Annotated in this window: 15 protein-coding genes; 6 read left to right on the top strand and 9 right to left on the bottom strand. The window is 50.1% G+C overall.

Translation table 11 applies throughout. The features are described 5' to 3' along the window. Nucleotides 1-106 precede the first annotated feature (106 nt). Both pulA and bamJ read right to left on the bottom strand, forming a co-directional pair. Nucleotides 107-4,540 carry a pullulanase-type alpha-1,6-glucosidase gene (gene pulA / locus ABEA14_RS01865; protein ID WP_345338110.1) on the bottom strand — a complete coding sequence of 1,478 codons (4,434 nt, stop codon included), beginning with the start codon at nucleotides 4,538-4,540 and terminating at the stop codon, nucleotides 107-109. 238 nt (nucleotides 4,541-4,778) lie between these two features. Beyond that, entirely contained in the window at nucleotides 4,779-5,402 is a 624-nt protein-coding gene (bamJ, locus tag ABEA14_RS01860) for a BamJ family beta-barrel-assembly machinery protein (RefSeq protein ID WP_345338109.1), read from the bottom strand. Nucleotides 5,403-5,473: 71 nt separating this feature from the next. Between bamJ and ABEA14_RS01855 the strand changes: the two genes are divergently transcribed. Then, a complete protein-coding gene (locus ABEA14_RS01855; RefSeq protein ID WP_345338108.1) occupies nucleotides 5,474-6,823 on the top strand; it encodes a Na+/H+ antiporter NhaC family protein in 1,350 nt (449 codons plus the stop codon). A 34-nt stretch (nucleotides 6,824-6,857) separates the two neighbouring features. On the opposite strand, the gene ABEA14_RS01850 is transcribed toward ABEA14_RS01855, so the two are convergent. The 4 genes from ABEA14_RS01850 to dnaK form a co-directional block, all read right to left on the bottom strand. Then, complete coding sequence (locus ABEA14_RS01850) at nucleotides 6,858-7,670, bottom strand: M48 family metallopeptidase (protein ID WP_345338107.1); 813 nt, start codon at nucleotides 7,668-7,670, stop codon at nucleotides 6,858-6,860. 133 nt (nucleotides 7,671-7,803) lie between these two features. Next, nucleotides 7,804-8,718: a DMT family transporter gene (locus tag ABEA14_RS01845; protein WP_345338106.1), complete on the bottom strand. Its 915-nt coding sequence runs from the start codon at nucleotides 8,716-8,718 to the stop codon at nucleotides 7,804-7,806. 674 nt (nucleotides 8,719-9,392) lie between these two features. After that, nucleotides 9,393-10,517: a molecular chaperone DnaJ gene (gene dnaJ / locus ABEA14_RS01840; protein ID WP_345338105.1), complete on the bottom strand. Its 1,125-nt coding sequence runs from the start codon at nucleotides 10,515-10,517 to the stop codon at nucleotides 9,393-9,395. A gap of 101 nt (nucleotides 10,518-10,618) precedes the next feature. Beyond that, nucleotides 10,619-12,541 (bottom strand): molecular chaperone DnaK, encoded by a 1,923-nt coding sequence (dnaK, locus tag ABEA14_RS01835; RefSeq protein WP_345338104.1) that lies wholly within the window; start codon nucleotides 12,539-12,541, stop codon nucleotides 10,619-10,621. Between the two features lie 301 nt (nucleotides 12,542-12,842). Here dnaK and ABEA14_RS01830 point away from each other — a divergent pair, with 301 nt between their 5' ends. Further along, the gene (locus ABEA14_RS01830) at nucleotides 12,843-13,016 is read left to right on the top strand and encodes an NF038104 family lipoprotein (protein WP_345338103.1); all 174 of its coding nucleotides are present in this window, start codon (nucleotides 12,843-12,845) and stop codon (nucleotides 13,014-13,016) included. Nucleotides 13,017-13,348: 332 nt separating this feature from the next. Here ABEA14_RS01830 and grpE read toward each other — a convergent pair whose 3' ends face one another. Next, nucleotides 13,349-13,948: a nucleotide exchange factor GrpE gene (gene grpE, locus ABEA14_RS01825; RefSeq protein ID WP_345338102.1), complete on the bottom strand. Its 600-nt coding sequence runs from the start codon at nucleotides 13,946-13,948 to the stop codon at nucleotides 13,349-13,351. Nucleotides 13,949-14,079: 131 nt separating this feature from the next. Here grpE and nadK point away from each other — a divergent pair, with 131 nt between their 5' ends. The 3 genes from nadK to bamE all read left to right on the top strand — a co-directional run bounded on the left by nadK (nucleotide 14,080) and on the right by bamE (nucleotide 17,163). Next, nucleotides 14,080-14,961: an NAD(+) kinase gene (nadK, locus tag ABEA14_RS01820; protein WP_345338101.1), complete on the top strand. Its 882-nt coding sequence runs from the start codon at nucleotides 14,080-14,082 to the stop codon at nucleotides 14,959-14,961. A 102-nt stretch (nucleotides 14,962-15,063) separates the two neighbouring features. Then, entirely contained in the window at nucleotides 15,064-16,734 is a 1,671-nt protein-coding gene (gene recN, locus ABEA14_RS01815) for a DNA repair protein RecN (RefSeq protein ID WP_345338100.1), read from the top strand. 72 nt (nucleotides 16,735-16,806) lie between these two features. Then, nucleotides 16,807-17,163: an outer membrane protein assembly factor BamE gene (bamE, locus tag ABEA14_RS01810; protein WP_345338099.1), complete on the top strand. Its 357-nt coding sequence runs from the start codon at nucleotides 16,807-16,809 to the stop codon at nucleotides 17,161-17,163. A 32-nt stretch (nucleotides 17,164-17,195) separates the two neighbouring features. On the opposite strand, the gene ABEA14_RS01805 is transcribed toward bamE, so the two are convergent. After that, complete coding sequence (locus tag ABEA14_RS01805) at nucleotides 17,196-17,552, bottom strand: RnfH family protein (RefSeq protein ID WP_345338098.1); 357 nt, start codon at nucleotides 17,550-17,552, stop codon at nucleotides 17,196-17,198. Beyond that, nucleotides 17,545-17,979: an SRPBCC family protein gene (locus ABEA14_RS01800; protein WP_345338097.1), complete on the bottom strand. Its 435-nt coding sequence runs from the start codon at nucleotides 17,977-17,979 to the stop codon at nucleotides 17,545-17,547. Before ABEA14_RS01800 ends, ABEA14_RS01805 begins: the two co-directional genes overlap by 8 nt. Nucleotides 17,980-18,089: 110 nt before the next feature. On the opposite strand from ABEA14_RS01800, the gene smpB reads away from it, so the two are divergent. Next, nucleotides 18,090-18,566 (top strand): SsrA-binding protein SmpB, encoded by a 477-nt coding sequence (smpB, locus tag ABEA14_RS01795; RefSeq protein WP_345338096.1) that lies wholly within the window; start codon nucleotides 18,090-18,092, stop codon nucleotides 18,564-18,566. Nucleotides 18,567-18,579 lie beyond the last annotated feature (13 nt).

The raw sequence follows: 18,579 nt of genomic DNA, 5'->3' as shown, positions 1-18,579 counted from the left end.
ATGAAAGCAAAAACTTAATTTGCTGTTCTTTTTTTGACGAAGATAAAAAAACCGGCGCCTAAGCGCCGGTTTTCAATTCAACTAAGACTAGTTGTAAGTAGGAGGATTACTCAGGCTGACAAACTGTCAGAGTACCAGTGTAATCATCCAATGCGTCAGGTGCTGTTACTGTGAAAGTAAAGATTACCGGCGCATCTGGCAGCGAGATGCTGTTGTTAGAGAATGCACCACCTGTCTTAGCGTATGTGTTGTATTCCTCATCCAGCAACAAACCTGTCATAGGGTTGTCGTTTTCTGAAGAAGTTGGCACATAGTGCTGAACAGTCCAGTTAGCTGAAGAGTCAGCAATCTTGAACTGGATGGTTCCAGAGTTAGTGAAGCTTGCCTGGTAAACATTGTTACCTTTGTATTCAAACGCGTACTCAGCTTCAGCTTCCCAACCAGAATGGTCACCACGCACGAACAGTGCTTCAGCAATTGGTGCAGTATCCGTGCTTGGATCAAGCAGAGTACAGCTTGCTGGCTCAGGCTCTACTGGTGCTTCAACATAAGGCTCTACCAACAGGGTAGGCTTATTCGTGTCGAATGCATCCAGAGTGAACACGTACTCACCCGCTTCTTCGATAGTGATAGACAGATTGTCGTTGGAGCCAGGAACCAGAACAGTCTCTTCTTCCAAAGCAACGGTCGCGCCGCCACCCAGGTTGATGCCCTGACCACCCCAGTCTGCGTCAGCTACTTTGAAGTTGAATGTGCCAGCAGCCACTTGCAACTGAATGCTGTAAATACCAACAGTATCAAATGTGAATGCATCATCACCGCCCCACTCGTTCATATCGCCACGAAGAAGAGGAACAGCTTCACCGTATGGTGCAACATCATTATATGGTTTCACAGAGATAGTCTGAGCGCTGGTATCACGAGCATTGAAGTCGAAACGATACAGACCGTCTTCAGGAATGGTTACACCCAGGTTGCCGTTTACATCAGTAATAGTCAGAGAAGTTTCAGCAACAGTCATGTCAGCAAAACCGAAGTTAGTGCCGTCAGTCCAGCCAGCGTCAGCCACTTTGAACTCGTAGTCGCCTGCAGTCAGCTCGATAACTTCGCTGTAAAGACCATCGTAGATGAACTCAGCTTCGTTACCTGTGCCCCAACCGTTCATGCTGCCACGAACGTAAAGCTTGGTATCGCCATATGGAGGCGTGTTAGCAAAGCTCTTCTCAGCCACTGGGATACCAGTGCCTTGTGCATCACCCTGTGGCAGAACAAATACCGCAGTAGTTACACCAGGAACGGTTACGCCTTCTGCAGTTACAACGACATCGTTGTATACAGCATCAACAGACTGTTGCTGAACAGAGTGCAGCTCCAGACCAGGAACAGCCAGCGTGTAATCAGTAAGCGTTGAGTTGAAGATAACAACAATCGCGTCTGCGTTAGGATCAAGGTCCGTACCAGCGTTAGTACCGTCGTCGATAGACATAACGATTACGCCAGGCGTTTGCTCTTCGCCCATGTTGTGGAAGTCAACACGGCCCATTACTGCTTCTTTAGTGCCCAGAGTGAACAGAGGCGAACTCATACGAATCTGCATCAGCTCTTTGAACACTTCGCTGCCGAACACGATGTCATCTTCTGTAGGCAGAGTAGTGGTATCAGCGATGATATCGCCAATCACTTCGTAGTTAGCTGCGTCTTTGTCGTCGCGAGGCAGACCTACGTTCCAGTTGTTGTCAGTGCGAGTGAAGTCAACATAGTTGTACCAGTCGCCTGAGTCATAGCTATCACGCTCCATAGACTTAGAACGCAACAGGTCTGAACCCATGTGGATGAATGGTACGCCTTGACCCAGTGCAGGGAAGCTCAGAGCAAAGGTGTGGTAGCGAGCACGCTCTGCACTAGACAGCCCTTCTGGCAGCTTGTACATGTTGTTGTCCCACAGCGTCTGGTTATCGTGTTTAGACACGTAAGAAACCAGCTCTGTTGGGGAGTCGGTGTAACCAGTAGGCTGACCGTTGTAATCTACCGCGCTGCCGCGAACAGTCTCACCTCTGTGGTTGATCAGTGCGAAGTCAGCCAGCAAACCAGCCAGTTCTACACGGATAACGTCAGCAGAGTGCAGGATCTGAGCTTTTTCAGCTTCACCGCCTTCATTCAGCTCGTTAGGGTTGCTGTACAGGCCGTTTGCGAAACCTTGAGCAGTACGGATTCCTTCAGCGGAATCGAACGGTGAACCACCACGGATGTGGTCACGGCCACGGTCAGAGAATGAACCGATGCCAGTGCCAGCCAGGTTCAGCTGAGTCGCTTGCTTGAACAGACGATCGTTTTCAACTTCACCGAAGTTCCAACCTTCACCGTAGAAGTAGGTGTCAGGGTCAACTTCTTGAACTGCAGCAAGAGAACGCTCCATCGCATCCAGAGGCTGGTGACCCATCAGGTCAAAGCGGAAAGAGTCAATCTTGTAGTCGCGAGACCAGATGATCAGAGTATCTGTCATCAGTTTTTCCATCATCGCGAACTCAGTAGCCGTGTTGTCACAGCAAGTACTGGTTTCAACTGCGCCAGTGTCAGCATTGAAACGGTTGTAGTAACCAGGAACAACTTTATCCAGAACAGACTTATCAGAACTCATGCCTGAAGCGTTGGTGTGGTTATATACAACGTCCATTACGACGCGCAGACCTTCGTTGTGCAGAGACTGAACCATTTGACGGAATTCATGAATTCGAGTCACGCCATCTGGGTTAGATGCGTAGCTACCTTCAGGAGCACCGAAGTGGAATGGGTCATAGCCCCAGTTGAAGCTGTCCAGACCACGGATATCATCCATGATGGTTTCAGCACACTGAGTTGCAGGGTCACATGCTTCCAGCAGAGAGGCGATTGTTGCAGAAGAGTCTTCGCCACATACGCTTGCGTTAGCGTTGATGCCACACAGCTTACCAACGGTGTCGTTGATATCTACGCGCATCGCTTCATCTTCTTCAACGGTCGCGATGTCAAATACAGGCAACAGGTGGAAGTGAGTCAGACCCGCTTCTTTCAGTGCCTTGATATGCATCATAGGAGCAGATTCAGTTTCAGTGAACGCCAGGTACTTACCACGGTTCGCTTCTGAAGTGCTCTCATCATGTGCACTGAAATCACGTACGTGAGATTCATATACACTGATAGTGCTTACTTCAGCAGTAGGTACTGTGTGGTCAGCCCAACCTTCAGGCGATACGTCGGCTGCTGTGAAGTCAATAACCTGAGAGTACATTGAGTTAGTAGACAGGCCCAAAGAATACGGGTCAGTTACCATCAGTGTCTCAACGCTATCAGTCTGATAGTGATAAACGGTAATTTCGTACTTGTAGAAAGTACCGTGTGGTGCGTCAGTGGTTACACGCCAGATACCATTAGCATCTTCGGTCAACGCAACTGGCTCACCCATCGCCGCTTTAGCAGCATCAAACAGATGCAGCGTTACACTTTGAGCTGTTGGCGCCCACAGAGCAAACTCAGTGCCTGCATCGCCAACCATAGCACCCAGGTCTTGATCCTGCGCACCACCTTCAGCTGAAGCAAACAGTGCGTCAATTGCGCCTGGAGTTTGCAGCTTGCTCATCTTCTCGATCCAGAGACCTTCAGACATGGTAGCAATATACAGCTGGCCTTTCAGCGCTGCTTTAGCATCGAAATCCGCTGGCAGAGCGTAAGCGTTGCGATCTGCAATTACAGGGAACTTAGCTGCGGTTTCAGCAGACAGTTCACCCGCCGTCAGAGGATATGCTTCAAAGTCACCGTTCAGAGTGCCGTCAGCATTCAGACCTAAGTTACCTGACTGAGAAACGTAAAGAACAGCTGAAGCACCGCTTTCACCCCACAGGATGGTTTCCGCATCTACCCAATGGGCATTGCGGTTGTCCATATTGATGCCAGGAGGGTTGGTGTTAAATGCCGCTTCACGAGTGTCATAGACTTCCGTGCTGCTACCAACCAAAGAAACTGCACGATCAGTGAAGGTATCCAGGTCAACCATCATGTCAGCATTGATGATTTTGGTATTACCGTCTTCACCACGCAGGATGAAGTTAATACAGCCAGTTTCCTGAGAAAGGTCAAGCAGCCAGTATGGACCGTAGCCGTCTGCACCGTCTGGAACTACGCTGGTGTCGCCCCATTCAGAGTTCAGCTGACTTTCAGCCAAAGAGGAACAGTTTTCATTGTTCCACAAATGCAGAGACCAGTTAGCGTATGGGCTATCTGGGTCAATTTCCATCGCTTGAGGAGAAGCATTCGGGTCAACGTAGTTAAGAACCAGCTGGTTTGCAGCCGCTTCCATTGTTTCACCCGGAGGATCGATATCTAAGTTAGGGTTCGGCGCCGGGGAGTCAGGCGTAGGGGTAATACATGCGTCACCCGTTTCATTGATGTAATCCGGTGCAGTACACACCAGTTCATCATCATCGTCGTCAGAGCAACCAACCACCATGGACGCTGCAAGCAGCGGCATCATGTAAATGGCCAGCTTATTCTTCTTAAACTGCATAGCCTTTCCTTTGTTTTTGAAGATTTCTCTTTTGTGTTTAAACGTTTCGTGTGGTCACGAAATCATTTTTATTAATGCACCGTATCGAATATTCAATACGGACTTCTTAATATTCCGGCAGCGATTCTAAAGAGAAAGGTAAGGGGGCAACTGTGATCGGTAGCGGGTTTTAGAGTGGGAAGCAGAAACAATAAAGGGCGATTGTGATCGCCCTTGCAAAAGTTAAAAAAAGACTCAATTAGCCAACAATGTCGATAAGTTCGACATCAAAGATCAATGTTTGATACGGACCGATAGCACCACCGGCACCACGCTCTCCGTATGCCAGGTCGTAAGGAACGTACAGACGCCATTTACTGCCCACAGGCATCATCTGCAACGCTTCAGTCCAACCACGGATCACACCACCTACTGGGAACTCTGCTGGCTCGCCACGCTGATAAGATGAATCAAATACGTCACCGTTGATCAGAGTACCGTGGTAGTGAGTACGAACCATGCTACTAACAGTTGGCTTATCGCCCTCACCCGCTTCAAGCACTTCGTACTGAAGGCCAGATTCAGTCACTGTCACTTCGTCACGCTTGGCGTTGTCTTCCAGGAACGCTTTACCTTCAGCGATAGCGCCTTCGTGCTGCTTCGCCGCTTGCGCCTTCATCTCCTCCTGGATAACGCCGAATGCCGCTTCCATATCTTCGTTGGAGATAACACTTGGTTCACCAGCAAATGCAGCGCGGATGCCATCAACAACGGCATCAATGTTCAGGCCTTCAAAAGGGTTCTGCTTCAGCTGTTCACCAAGGTTGCGACCAACACCGTAGCTGGCTTTGGTCTGAGGAGTTGAATATGTCGCGTCAGACATCAGAGTTTCCTTATCGTTTGAAAGCGGTAATGCTACCATTTGCCGAACATTAACCCCAATCTTTCTGACAAATGACGCAATCAGACACTGATATCACACCACGCGCCTCAGCTCTGCTCCCTATTCTGCTCTTTCTTGTCACCTTTATTGGTACGGGCTTGTATTACCAAGCGCAGAATGTTGATTACGCTTTTTACCAGCTACCGAGTCCGGTTGCTGTTCTACCCGCACTGCTATTGGCAATTCTGATGCATCACAGGGGAATGAATGATGCCATCGACACCTTCCTCAAAGGTGCTGGCCACAGCAACATCATGGCGATGTGTTTTATCTACCTGCTGGCGGGTGCTTTTGCCACGGTAGCTAAAGCAACTGGCGGCGTTGATGCCACCGTAAACCTGGGCCTGACAGTCATTCCAAGCTGGTTTATTTTGCCAGGGCTATTCCTCATAAGTGCGTTTATCGCCACGGCAATGGGCACCTCAATGGGTACCATTGGCGCCGTCGCCCCCATCGCTTTGGGCATTGCCGAGGCGGCAGGTATAGATAAAGCACTGATGGCCGGCGTAGTAATAAGTGGTGCAATGTTTGGCGACAACCTATCAATTATTTCAGATACCACCATTGCAGCCACCCGTACCCAAGGCTGTGAGATGAAAGATAAGTTCAGAGAAAACATTTCGATCGCGACCCCCGCGGCGTTGGCCGTCGTCATCCTGTTTTTCTTTATGCAGACAGAAGGGGCAGCGCCAGAAGCAGGTGATATTGAATGGCTCAAAGTACTGCCCTACTTGACCATTTTGGTTCTCGCAGTTTTGGGCTTAAATGTATTTTTAGTGCTGCCCATCGGGCTGATTTTTGCGGGCTTGGTTGGCTTGATGCAGGTCGAAGATTACACCTTAAGCCAATACACCAAAGACATTTATGCGGGCTTTGGCAGCATGCAGGAGATCTTCATTCTCTCCATCATGATAGGTGGATTGGGTGCCATGGTAAAAGCCCAGGGAGGCTTGGCATGGATGGGACTGCAAATTGAACGAGTGATCGCGCTGTTCAGCCGCAAGCACAGTGAAGAGGCAAACGAGCGCGCTGCAGAGCTGGGCATCGCTGGCATTGCAGCCCTCACCAATACCTGTACCGCCAACAACACAGTTTCGATTATCGTCAGTGGCGATCTAGCCAAAGACCTGGCCGAAAAACACGAGGTAACTCCTCGACGCAGTGCCAGTTTACTCGATATTTTCGCCTGCGTTTGCCAGGGCTTGTTACCTTACGGTGCCCAGGCGTTGCTGCTGGGTTCGATCTTTTTGATATCTCCTGTGGAAGTTATCGCGCATAGTTACTATGTCATGGTATTGGCTGTTGCAGGCGTCTCAGCGGTATTTATTAAACACCAGTTGAGAAAAAACAAAGGCGCCTAAGCGCCTTTGTTTCCATTTCAAAAGGTCATCAGATCTACTGAATTCTGCAGTCTGGCTTAAGCCCTTTTTTGCGCGCCTGTTCGGCGATGCCCTGCGCTCTGGACATATTGGCCTGCAGGTCGGCAATCCGGGTACTGTGTGAGGGGTGTGTAGAGAAAAACTCAGGCGGCGCGCCATTGCTGGCTTTCGCCATATTGCGCCAAAGGTCTACGCTACCCTGCGGATCAAACCCAGCCTTTGCCATCAGATCCAACCCAATCACATCAGACTCTGACTCCTGTGTGCGGCTGTAAGGCAGCATCACACCGACCTGAACTCCCAAGCCCAGAGCCGCCATCCAAAGTGCCTTATTTTCAGCATCAGCAGCACTAAGCGCCACCCCTGCCGCCGCTACCGTTAGCCCAGTTAATTGACTATGCGTTAAGCGCTCATTGCTATGGTCAGCCATCACATGGCCTACTTCGTGGCCAATAACAGAGGCTAACTGGTGCTGGTTTTCTGCAATATCGAGCAAGCCGGTATAAACACCTATCTTGCCGCCCGGCAACGCAAACGCATTAGCCTGCTTACTATCAAAAACGACGACTTCCCAGCCAGACTGGTGATACTGCTTTGGTACCTGCGCCGTGATATGACGAGCGACACATTGAACATAGCGATTTAACACGCTGTCGCCGGAAATCTTTTCCTGCTGTTTAATCTGTTCGAATGATTGTGCCCCCATAGAAGCCATCTCTTGATCAGAAAACAACAATAGTTGGTCACGCCCTGTAGGAGAGCTGGCGCACGCTGAGATCACTGCCACGGCACAAAGTGATATGGCCGACTTCTTGAGAGACAAAGGCATAAAACAGTCGTCCTTACTGCTTAATTCAATTCGACGCCAAGTTTAGCGATTTAAACGCTTGTTAGTAAGTAGTTAAATAGCGAAGCGGCTGCTTATCATAAGCCGCCGCTTTGCTCTCCATTCGCTTGGCTATCTAAGACGCTTTACCAGTAACAAACCGATAGCGATTGCGCCAAATCTTCCCGCCAAATTGGTAGCATGCGAAGCCAGTTAATATTAGCCCTGTGCCAATCCAAACTTCTGTCGACAGTGGTTCGTTGTTGACCAGATTTCCGAGCATCAACGCCATCACTGGCGTAATCAGAGGAATCAGCGCCACCTGTGTCGCTTCCATTCTGGCAAGCACATAGAAATACACAAACGAACCAAATACAGACGAGATAATGCCAAGGTAGGCAATCGAATAGATAGCTCGCTCACTTACCTGCTCAGGCCAGCTTTGTCCGCTCAAAAACCAAGTCATCAAAAACAACAGGGCCGCGACCCAGGTGCCCCCGGTGGTAATCGCCATCCCAGAGACAGCCTGACCACCTTTGCCGGCAAAGCGTTTAATTAGCACCGTACTCAGGCTAAAGGCTGCCACCCCCAGCAATAGAACAACTATTCCCCAAATGGCGCCTTCGCCCAGATCTGCGGCAGTTCCGAATACCACCATTAATCCGACTATTCCCATAGCGGTGCCTACCAATTTGGCGGGAGTAAACGCTTTCTCTCCAAGTAAACGGGCCGCAAAAACACCGGTAAAAATAGATGTAAAACCAAATATGACTGAAAGCCAGCCAGAAGGTATCAGCTGCGCGGCCCAATAGCTCGCCAGCATACTGACATAACAACCAATACCTGCCGCCAGATAGCTCTTTCGCGCAGCAGCCGTCCAGGGAAGTCGAAATCTAATGACCTGCTGCACCACAAGCGCTGTGATAGCAGCCAATGTCAGACGCGCGGTCACACCAAAAAGAAAACCACTATCCTCACCACTCCAACTGATAGCCAGAGGCGTTGTAGCCCACAACAAAACAATACCTAAATAGGCGGCCTGTACTGACATTGCTCCCCTCCCTTTTACTGACGAAACCGCGCCTGAAAACCAATGCGCACGGCTGAAACTGAAACCTGAAAACTCGTTGGGCATAAATGCCATTTTTCGTGCAAAACGTTTCGTGTCACACGAAGCGTTTTGCACTATCGCCGCTCCTGCACATTAGCATGCCCCACGAAGTGTTTTGCACTATCGCCGCTCCTGCACATTAGCATGCCCCACGAAGTGTTTTGGGTACCATGTGCCCGCGCTAGGCATACGACCGCCATGGATGGCGGAAATGTCGAAAATGCATGGAGCATTTTTCGACCGTTCGTCCTGAACACAGCGCGCCCCGCGAAGCGTTTTGGGTATCGACGCTCCTGTGCATCCATGCACACGCGTCATACCGTACTTCCTGAACATAAAAAAAGGCCGCAGTGTTAGCTGCGGCCTCTGTTAAACAACGAATGCGGATACTAACGTCGTTGTCTATCCCTGGCCGCAGGGGCGCGTTTCGCCCACACACAGAGGTGTAGCGAAATATCCTGAGACTTAGTGACAACGTAAATATTCTGCATTTGACAACAAACTCGTTAGTGAAGGATTCAGCATGCGCCGTGAACTCAGATCTTGCAAGGTGTCCACAAAAACAAAAGCCGCGACAATCCGCGGCTTTTCCTGCTCAATTTGTAAACAATAATTTACGAGGTTAAGTCATCGAAGAAACGTTTCACGCCTTCAAAGAAGCCTGTTTCTTTCGGCTTGTGCTTGGTAGAGCCTTTGAAGCTCTCGTCCAATTCTTGCAACAGCTCTTTCTGTTTGGCAGTCAACTTAACTGGGGTTTCCACTACCGCTTTACACATTAAGTCGCCCACAGAATTACTGCGCACAGACTTAACGCCCTTACCACGCATGCGGAACATACGCCCGGTTTGTGTTTCAGCAGGGATCTTAAGTACAACACGGCCATCTAGGGTTGGCACTTCGATTTCACCACCCAACGCAGCCTGCGCGAAGCTCACGGGTACTTCGCAATAGAGGTTGTTACCATCACGGACAAAGAACTCATGATCTTTGACGTGCATCTGCACATACAGATCACCCGCTGGTGCACCAAATTCACCGGCTTCACCCTCACCAGATAGACGAATACGGTCACCGGTATCAACACCCGCAGGGATTTTAACCGACAGAGTTTTGGTCTTCTGGACGCGGCCGTCGCCATGACAGGTATTACAAGGATCATCAATTACCTGACCACGACCGCGACAGGTTGGGCAGGTTTGCTGGACGGCGAAAAAGCCCTGACGCATCTGGACCTGGCCAGAGCCATGACAGGTACCACAGGTCTTAGGAGATGTCCCCGGCTTGGCTCCTGAGCCGTCACAGGTTTCACAGGTAGCCCAGGTTGGCACCTCGATCTCACGAGCGATACCCTTAACCGCTTCTTCCAGCGTCAATTCCATGGTGTAACGAAGGTCTGCACCACGTTGCGCCTGACGACCACCGCCGCGACGACCACCACCGAAGATATCACCGAACACATCACCAAAGATGTCAGAGAAGTCTGCGCCCGCACCAGGACCACCACCACGGTTAGGATCGACACCCGCGTGACCGAACTGATCGTATGCCTGACGTTTTTCTTTGTCAGTCAGGATCTCGGCTGCTTCGTTAACTTCTTTAAACTTGGCTTCAGCTTCTTTATCACCCTCATTTCTGTCCGGGTGAAACTTCATCGCCAGGCGCTTATACGCCTTTTTGATTTCGCGTTCTGTGGCGTCTTTACCGACACCTAACACTTCGTAATAATCGCGTTTAGACATACCTGAACCGCTTTAATTTCTGGCTTTCGACAGACAAACACGGGCGTTGGTCTCCCAGCGCCCGTGTTTACTCAAAGTAATGACCTTATTGTAAGGGCGATTTACTTCTTGTCGTCGTCTTTTACTTCTTCAAACTCAGCGTCAACAACATCGTCGTCTTTCGCTGCTGAGCTTTCAGCACCGCCTTCAGCACTCTGCGCTTCAGCTTGTGCTTTGGCCTGAGCCAGCTCCATCAATTTGCTGGAAGCTTCCATCAGCGCCTGAGACTTGGCTTCGATTGCTTCTTTGTCATCGCCCTTAATCGCTGCTTCCAGCTCGGTCAATGCCGCTTCAATCTTAGTCTTCTCATCTGCTGGCAGCTCTTCGCCCAGCTCTTCAATCTGCTTGCGAGTCGCGTGAACCAAAGCATCCGCTTGGTTACGTGCGCCTACCAGCTCTTCGAACTTCTTGTCTGCTTCAGCGTTAGCTTCTGCATCCTGAACCATACGTTCGACTTCGTCGTCCGACAGACCTGAAGATGCCTTAATGGTGATCTTCTGCTCTTTGCCTGTGTCTTTATCTTTCGCAGATACGTGCAGGATACCGTCCGCATCAACGTCGAAAGAAACTTCAATCTGAGGTGTGCCGCGCATCGCTGGGCGGATACCTTCCAGGTTGAACTGACCCAGAGACTTGTTCAGGCTCGCCTGCTTACGCTCACCCTGCAGCACGTGTACGGTAACCGCAGACTGGTTGTCTTCAGCCGTAGAGAAAGTCTGTGACTTCTTAGTTGGAACCGTGGTGTTCTTCTCAATCAGAGGAGTCATCACGCCGCCCATGGTTTCAATCCCCAGAGACAGAGGCGTTACGTCCAACAGCAGGATGTCTTTCACATCACCGCCCAGTACACCCCCCTGGATAGCCGCACCTACAGCAACCGCTTCATCAGGGTTCACGTCTTTACGTGGCTCTTTACCGAAGAAGTCAGTCACAGCCTTCTGTACCGCAGGCATACGTGTTTGACCACCAACCAGAATCACATCGTTCACATCGCCAACAGACAGATCTGAATCTTTCAGAGCAATCTTCAGCGGCTCAAGTGTACGCTGGATCATGTCTTCAACCAGAGACTCAAGCTTAGCGCGTGTTACTTTGATGTTCAGGTGCTTAGGACCAGTGGCATCAGCAGTAATGTACGGCAGGTTAACTTCCGTCTGCTGAGCAGAAGACAGCTCAATCTTGGCTTTCTCTGCAGATTCTTTCAGGCGCTGCATAGCCAGAGGATCCTGACGCAGATCGAAACCTTGCTCTTTCTTGAACTCTTCAACCAGGTAGTTGATCAGACGGTTATCGAAGTCTTCACCACCCAGGTGTGTATCACCATTGGTCGCCAGTACTTCAAACGTGTGCTCGCCTTCTACTTCGTCAATCTCGATGATTGAGATATCGAAAGTACCACCACCCAGGTCGTAAACAGCGATGATGTTATCACCCTGCTTCTTGTCCATACCGTATGCCAACGCCGCCGCAGTCGGCTCGTTAATGATACGCTTAACTTCCAGACCCGCGATACGGCCGGCATCTTTGGTTGCCTGACGCTGTGAGTCGTTGAAGTAGGCTGGTACTGTGATAACGGCTTCAGTCACTGCTTCACCTAAGTAGTCTTCAGCAGTTTTCTTCATCTTCTTCAGGATTTCAGCAGAAACCTGAGGCGCAGCCATTTTCTCACCATGCGCTTCAACCCATGCGTCACCGTTGTCTGCTTTAACGATCTTGTAAGGCATGATGCTTACATCGCGCTGTACTTCGTCATCTTCAAAACGACGACCGATCAAACGCTTGATAGCAAACAGCGTGTTCTGAGGGTTAGTGACAGACTGACGCTTTGCAGGCTGACCAACCAGAATTTCGTCACCGGTATATGCGATAACAGAAGGTGTTGTGCGATCGCCTTCAGCGTTTTCAATAACGCGAGGTGCTTCGCCGTCCAAGACTGATACACAAGAGTTAGTTGTGCCCAAGTCGATACCGATAATTTTACCCATTTGTACGTTCTCCAACAAAACCGGTACTTTTCATTGCTAACAAAGGTGGGGTCGCAAAAACCCTTTTCAAGCGCAGGGTGAAATTTTTTTTCAAAATATTTCGAACCGGGATATTTCAACTGCAACATTCACTGCCATTACTGGTAACGAATGCCCAAGAACGCCGTCTTCAGGCTTACGGTCTTCAATCGCTAAGCTTTAAAACCAGAGAGCTGGCTTCTCAAAAGGCAAAACAATCCTCGTAGAGACAACAAAATCAGAAACCTCTATGCTGACCGCAATTTCGGATGGGGAAAATACAATGCAGTACAAAGCCGTTAGGTTGGTATTGGTAATTCTAATGTTGTCTCAGCTCTCAGGCTGCGTTGCTGCCGCTGTAGTGGGTACAGCAGTGGGGGTAACGACAACAGTGGTTGGTGGCGCGGTCGATGTAGCCGATGCAGTTACACCAGATATAACCGATGATGACGATTAGACACCGTCTCCTCTGACACACAGCATATCGCGACCATCGACTGGAGAATTATAAAAACGCACAGGTAGTTTTCGACTGTTCGTTCTGAACATCGTCGCTCCTGCGCGTTAGCATGCCCTACGCAGTGTTTTGGGTACCATGCGCTCGCGACATACGACCGCCATGGATGGCGGAAATGTCGAAAACGCATGGAGCAGTTTTCGACCGTTGATCCTGAACATCGTCGCTCCTGCGCGTCCATGCGCTCGCGACATACCGTTCGTCCTGAACATAAAAAAGCCGCACTAGGCGGCTTTTATAAATCAATGTATCAGACAACACTCGCGTGCTATTTACACCTGCGTATCTACACCTTGAGGTGCTTGGGCAACCATTACCATGGCAGGACGCAACAAACGACCATTCAACTCATAGCCTTTCTGCATCACCATCATCACATGGTTAGGTGCATACTCAGCACTCGGCTGCATGCCCATAGCCTGATGCTTATTTGGATCCAGAGGCTCACCCAGTGGATCAATTACCTGCATGCCGTGTTTTTCTACCACGCCAGCAAATCCTTTCTGCGTCAGCTCGATACCCTCAATCAAAGGCTTGAGCTCTTCGTTCTCGCGATCAGCCGCCTGTAGGGCGCGCTCCAGATTATCGATAACCTCCAGCAGATCGCCGGCAAATTTTTCCAGCGCAAACTTACGAGCCTTGTCGGTCTCTTGTGCGGCACGACGACGGGCGTTATCAGCTTCCGCCATTGCACGCAAAACAGAGTCTTTTTGATCATCGACCTTGGCATTGGCTGCGGCAAGCTCCGCCTCCAGCGCTGCGATGCGCTCCTCTGCAGTTTCTACTGGTGCACCTTCAGTGCTTTCTACTGTTTGCTCTTCAGCAACCTGTTCTACCACCTCAGCTTCAGGCGGGGTGTTCTTGTCACTCATATATTCTCCAATAAAGCCCAGAGGCCTAAGCTGGTGACTATTATGGGGATTGATCTTACTGTTTCAAGGCAATACTTGCCGCCAATGCCGCCGACAGTATACTGAGGCAGACTTCATCAGAAGATTTTCCAATGAAAAAGACGTTTCAAACGATTGGATTAATTGGCAAACCTCACCACGAGGGTGCTAACCAGACACTGCTTCAACTTTACCAATACCTCACCCAGAAGGGATTGGACGTGCTCGTCGAAGAGCGTGTTGCCAGCGAGCTGGCACTTGAAGGGGTATCTCCGGTTGATTTGGTGCAGATTGGCGAGCGCGCTGATCTGGCCATTGTTGTGGGCGGTGACGGCAATATGCTGGGCGCGGCACGTGTGCTGTCCCGGTTCGATGTTGGTGTGGTTGGTGTGAACCGCGGCAACCTGGGTTTTTTGACAGATTTAAGCCCAGACGAATTTGAAGCACCACTCACAGAAATCCTGGCCGGTGAATATCAGTTAGAGAAACGTTTCTTATTAGAAGCCGAAGTCTATCGTCATGGCCGATTAAAGAGCAGCAATACAGCAGTGAACGAAGCGGTACTTCACCCAGGCAAAATCGCCCATATGATCGATTTTGAAGTACTGATTGATGATGACTTTGTTTTTCAACAGCGCTCAGATGGCCTGATCATCTCTACACCCACAGGTTCAACCGCTTACTCGCTCTCCGGCGGCGGCCCGATCATGATGCCTTCACTGGATGCATTGGTATTGACCCCGATGTTTCCGCATACGCTGTCAGCAAGGCCCATCGTGGTCGATGGCGACCATACCATCACCCTGCGCGTTTCTGACGGCAACGAAGACAATCTTCAGGTGAGTTGTGATGGCCATGTGACACTGTCAGTGATGCCGGGAGATGAAATCAAACTGAGAAAGCACCCATCGCCCCTGACATTGCTGCACCCTCGCTGCTACAACTATTACGAAGTGCTGCGCTCTAAGCTGGGCTGGAGTCGGCGTCTTTTTTAGCCAATAAAGGGTCAAATTCCGTACAAAAAAGTTGCGCCTCGCTCAAAATACTGTATACATACACATATACTGTATGTGCATACATATTTTTGAGGCGCGACCATGCTACAGCAACTAACCATTCACAACTTCGCTATTGTCAGCCAGACAGATATAGAACTCAGCCCCGGCATGACCACCATCACGGGTGAAACCGGTGCAGGTAAATCTATTGCGATTGATGCGTTGGGATTGTGTCTTGGCGATCGTGCAGACGCCTCGCTGGTTCGCCCAGGCGCCAGCAAAAGTGAGATCTCTGCGCGCTTCACTCTTAACCAACATAAAGAAGTGTACAAATGGTTAGCGGCCCACGACCTCGACAGTGACGAAGATGAATGCATTATCCGCCGCGTAATCAGCGCCGAAGGACGCTCCCGCAGCTATATCAACGGTCAGCCAGTACCCCTGCAACAGCTGAAACAGCTTGCCCCCCTGCTGGTAAGCATTCACGGTCAACATGCACATCAAACACTTCTTAAAGCCGACCACCAACGAAAACTGCTGGACAGATTCGGTAACCACCAGGCAAAACTCACTGCGGTATCAAATGCATTCAAGCAATGGAAACAGTTGGGTAAAGAGATCGCTCTGTTAAAGCAGACTCAGGAACAGAGAGAGGCGCGTCGCCAATTGCTTCAGTACCAGGTAGAAGAGTTGGACCAATTTGCATTGGCTGAGGGCGAATACGAGCAGGTTGAGCAGGAGCACAAACGACTTTTTAATGGCCAGAGCCTGCTTGATGGCGCCATGGCAGCGTCTCACCTGTTAAGTCAGGACGAGCAAGTCAACGCCTGCCAGCTAGTCAGGCAAGCTATTTCTACCATTGGCGATCTGACCGAAGCCGATCAAAAGCTCAAACCCATTTTCGATATGTTGACCGAAGCAGAAATCCAACTAACGGAGGCAAGCAATGAACTCAACCACTACAGCGAAAGCATCGAGCTGGACCCGTCGCAGCTGCAGCACCTGGACCAACGCCTGTCGACCGCGTTGCAACTGGCGCGCAAGCACCAAGTCACACCGCAGCAACTCCACGAGCACCATCAGCAGTTAGCAGAAGAGCTAGCAAATCTTGCTGGCACAGATGATCAGCTAGCCGCCATGGAGCAGTCTCACCAACAGGCATGGCAAGCATACAAAGATGAAACTCTGGCACTGAGTAAGCTCAGAGAGAAGTCAGCAAAAACGCTATCGGCGAAAGTGACAGACGCGATCCGTGAACTGAACATGCCCAAAGGCGAATTTAAGATCCTTTGTGTACCACTCGAAGAGGAAAAAGCGTCTGCTTATGGCCTTGATGATGTGCAGTTTATGGTAACAACCAACCCAGGGCAGCCTGTTCAGCCCCTCGGCAAAGTTGCCTCAGGCGGTGAGCTTTCCCGTATCAGTCTGGCACTGCAGGTACTCACCTCTAACAAGCTCTCTACCCCAACACTGATTTTTGACGAAGTCGATGTGGGTATCAGCGGCCAAACCGCAGCCATTGTCGGTAAACTACTGCGCAAATTAGGCGAAACCTGTCAGGTGATGTGTGTGACTCACTTGCCACAGGTTGCCGCCTGTGGTCACCAACAGCTTAATGTAGCGAAACACAGTGACGATACTTCTACCGATACTAACATCCACTGGTTGGGCAAAGAGCAGCGCATTGACGAGCTAGCCCGTATGCTCGGTGGAGACGTCATTACGGACCGAACCCGTGCCAATGCACAGGAGTTATTGCTCACAGCTTAACGGCTGCGCTCTTTCCCTAAGCCTGCAGCTTGGTTATTATGCCGTGCAGTCAGATTAGAGAGATAGAAGTTCATGCGATTGAAACACCTGTTCATAGCCCTGGTTTTGCTTCCGTTGTCGGGCTGTGCCTGGTTTAGCGACTTGGTTTATAAGGTTGATATCCCCCAGGGCAACTACATTGACGAACAGCAGGTGGAAAAGCTTCGCGTCGGCATGACCAAAGAGCAGGTCAAGTTCGTTCTGGGCACGCCCATGGTGAAAAATTCATTTCGGGATACAACCTGGTACTACGTCTACCGCCTGAAAACAGGTAAAGGCGCAGAATACAACAAACGCCTGATTGCCAAATTTGATGACCAGGAGAAATTGGCATCGGTGGAAGGTGATTACGAGCTAAGCCCTGAGTTTTCAACCCCGATAGGTAGCTAGCTGAGTATAGATTTTAAAGAGAGAGGCGGAAATTATTCCGCCTCTTTTTTTTGTCTGCGATTCGGATGCGGTCTGCCGCCAGTGGTTTTATCCGCACGCCCCTCTTTCTTAGCGCGCTCCGCTCGCTGCTTACGTACTTCTTTGGGGTCAGCAATTAAAGGGCGGTAGATCTCAATGCGGTCGCCCTGACTCAACACGTCATTCAGCTTGGCCGCTTTATTCCAGATCCCGACCTTGTTCTTAGCCAGATCAATCTCGGGATAGCTGGCAATAATCCCCGATGCAACAATGCCCTGCTCAACCGTTGCGTTGGCAGGTACATCAACCTCGACTAGAGACTGTCGGTCTGGCAAGGCATAAGCAACTTCGATAGAGATGGAGTCAGACACCGTATACCTCCTTGGCACGGGCAACAAATGCATCAACCATATTTGATGCCACCTGATTGAACACTTTGCCAAATGCCAGTTCTACCAGCTTGCCAGAAAATTCAAATTCCAGCGATAAACTGATTTTGCACGCCGCTTCGTCCAGTTCAGTAAAATGCCAGTTTCCTATCAAACTCCGAAACGGCCCCTCAACCAGCTGCATCTCAATACGTTGGCCATCACTCAGTTGGTTGCGTGTGGTAAACCACTTATTGATACCCGCTTTCACTATCTGTACCGAAGCCAGCATTTCTTTATCAGTCGCCTGATGCACCTTGGCACCACCGCACCCAGGTAGAAAATGAGCGTAAGCTTCTACATCATTCACAAGTAAATACATCTGACTGGCACTGTAGCTAACCAGAGCGGAACGTTGGATTTGCGGCATAAATAAACTCTTCTCTAACAACCTGCCGATAATACCAAATTTGCGGATAGGGTGTTATTCACGCGTCGTGTCATATACAGCGGCAAAGGAATTCGTATAATGGCGACCCTATGGCAAAGAAAAAACCAAAACAATCCAGCAATACCATCGCGCAGAACAAACGCGCCCGTCACGATTACTTCATTGAAGATAAGATCGAAGCCGGCGTTTCTCTGCAGGGATGGGAAGTGAAAAGCCTCAGAGAAGGCAAAGCGAACATCGCAGAAGCGTACATCTTTTTGAAAGATGGCGAAGCTTTTCTATTTGGCGCTACGTTTACACCTCTTCATGCGGCTTCAACCCACGTTGTTGCGGACCCAACCCGTTCGCGCAAGCTGCTGCTGAATCGCAGAGAGCTTGACCGCCTGTATGGCCGAGTTAATCGCGAAGGCTACACCCTGCTTCCACTGACGCTTTATTGGAAAAAAGCCTGGGTTAAGCTTGAAATCGGTGTGGGTAAAGGTAAGAAGCAGCACGACAAACGCGCTGACATTAAAGATAAAGATTGGTCCCGCCAGAAAGAGCGAGTGATGAAACACGCACGCTAATCTCAAAAGGCGT

The sequence above is a fragment of the Corallincola platygyrae genome (assembly GCF_039544265.1).
Classification (GTDB): domain Bacteria; phylum Pseudomonadota; class Gammaproteobacteria; order Enterobacterales; family Neiellaceae; genus Corallincola; species Corallincola platygyrae.
This window is presented reverse-complemented; position numbering and strand designations above follow the sequence as displayed.

What these genes read in the sequence shown, in the direction of transcription:
- dnaJ (WP_345338105.1), bottom strand. Translation starts at nt 10,517, where the DNA reads ATGTCTAAACGCGATTATTACGAAGTGTTAGGTGTCGGTAAAGACGCC.
- smpB (WP_345338096.1), top strand. Translation starts at nt 18,090, where the DNA reads ATGGCAAAGAAAAAACCAAAACAATCCAGCAATACCATCGCGCAGAAC.
- dnaK (WP_345338104.1), bottom strand. Translation starts at nt 12,541, where the DNA reads ATGGGTAAAATTATCGGTATCGACTTGGGCACAACTAACTCTTGTGTA.
- ABEA14_RS01850 (WP_345338107.1), bottom strand. Translation starts at nt 7,670, where the DNA reads ATGCCTTTGTCTCTCAAGAAGTCGGCCATATCACTTTGTGCCGTGGCA.
- ABEA14_RS01830 (WP_345338103.1), top strand. Translation starts at nt 12,843, where the DNA reads ATGCAGTACAAAGCCGTTAGGTTGGTATTGGTAATTCTAATGTTGTCT.
- grpE (WP_345338102.1), bottom strand. Translation starts at nt 13,948, where the DNA reads ATGAGTGACAAGAACACCCCGCCTGAAGCTGAGGTGGTAGAACAGGTT.
- bamE (WP_345338099.1), top strand. Translation starts at nt 16,807, where the DNA reads ATGCGATTGAAACACCTGTTCATAGCCCTGGTTTTGCTTCCGTTGTCG.
- recN (WP_345338100.1), top strand. Translation starts at nt 15,064, where the DNA reads ATGCTACAGCAACTAACCATTCACAACTTCGCTATTGTCAGCCAGACA.
- pulA (WP_345338110.1), bottom strand. Translation starts at nt 4,540, where the DNA reads ATGCAGTTTAAGAAGAATAAGCTGGCCATTTACATGATGCCGCTGCTT.
- ABEA14_RS01800 (WP_345338097.1), bottom strand. Translation starts at nt 17,979, where the DNA reads ATGCCGCAAATCCAACGTTCCGCTCTGGTTAGCTACAGTGCCAGTCAG.
- nadK (WP_345338101.1), top strand. Translation starts at nt 14,080, where the DNA reads ATGAAAAAGACGTTTCAAACGATTGGATTAATTGGCAAACCTCACCAC.
- ABEA14_RS01855 (WP_345338108.1), top strand. Translation starts at nt 5,474, where the DNA reads ATGACGCAATCAGACACTGATATCACACCACGCGCCTCAGCTCTGCTC.
- ABEA14_RS01845 (WP_345338106.1), bottom strand. Translation starts at nt 8,718, where the DNA reads ATGTCAGTACAGGCCGCCTATTTAGGTATTGTTTTGTTGTGGGCTACA.
- bamJ (WP_345338109.1), bottom strand. Translation starts at nt 5,402, where the DNA reads ATGTCTGACGCGACATATTCAACTCCTCAGACCAAAGCCAGCTACGGT.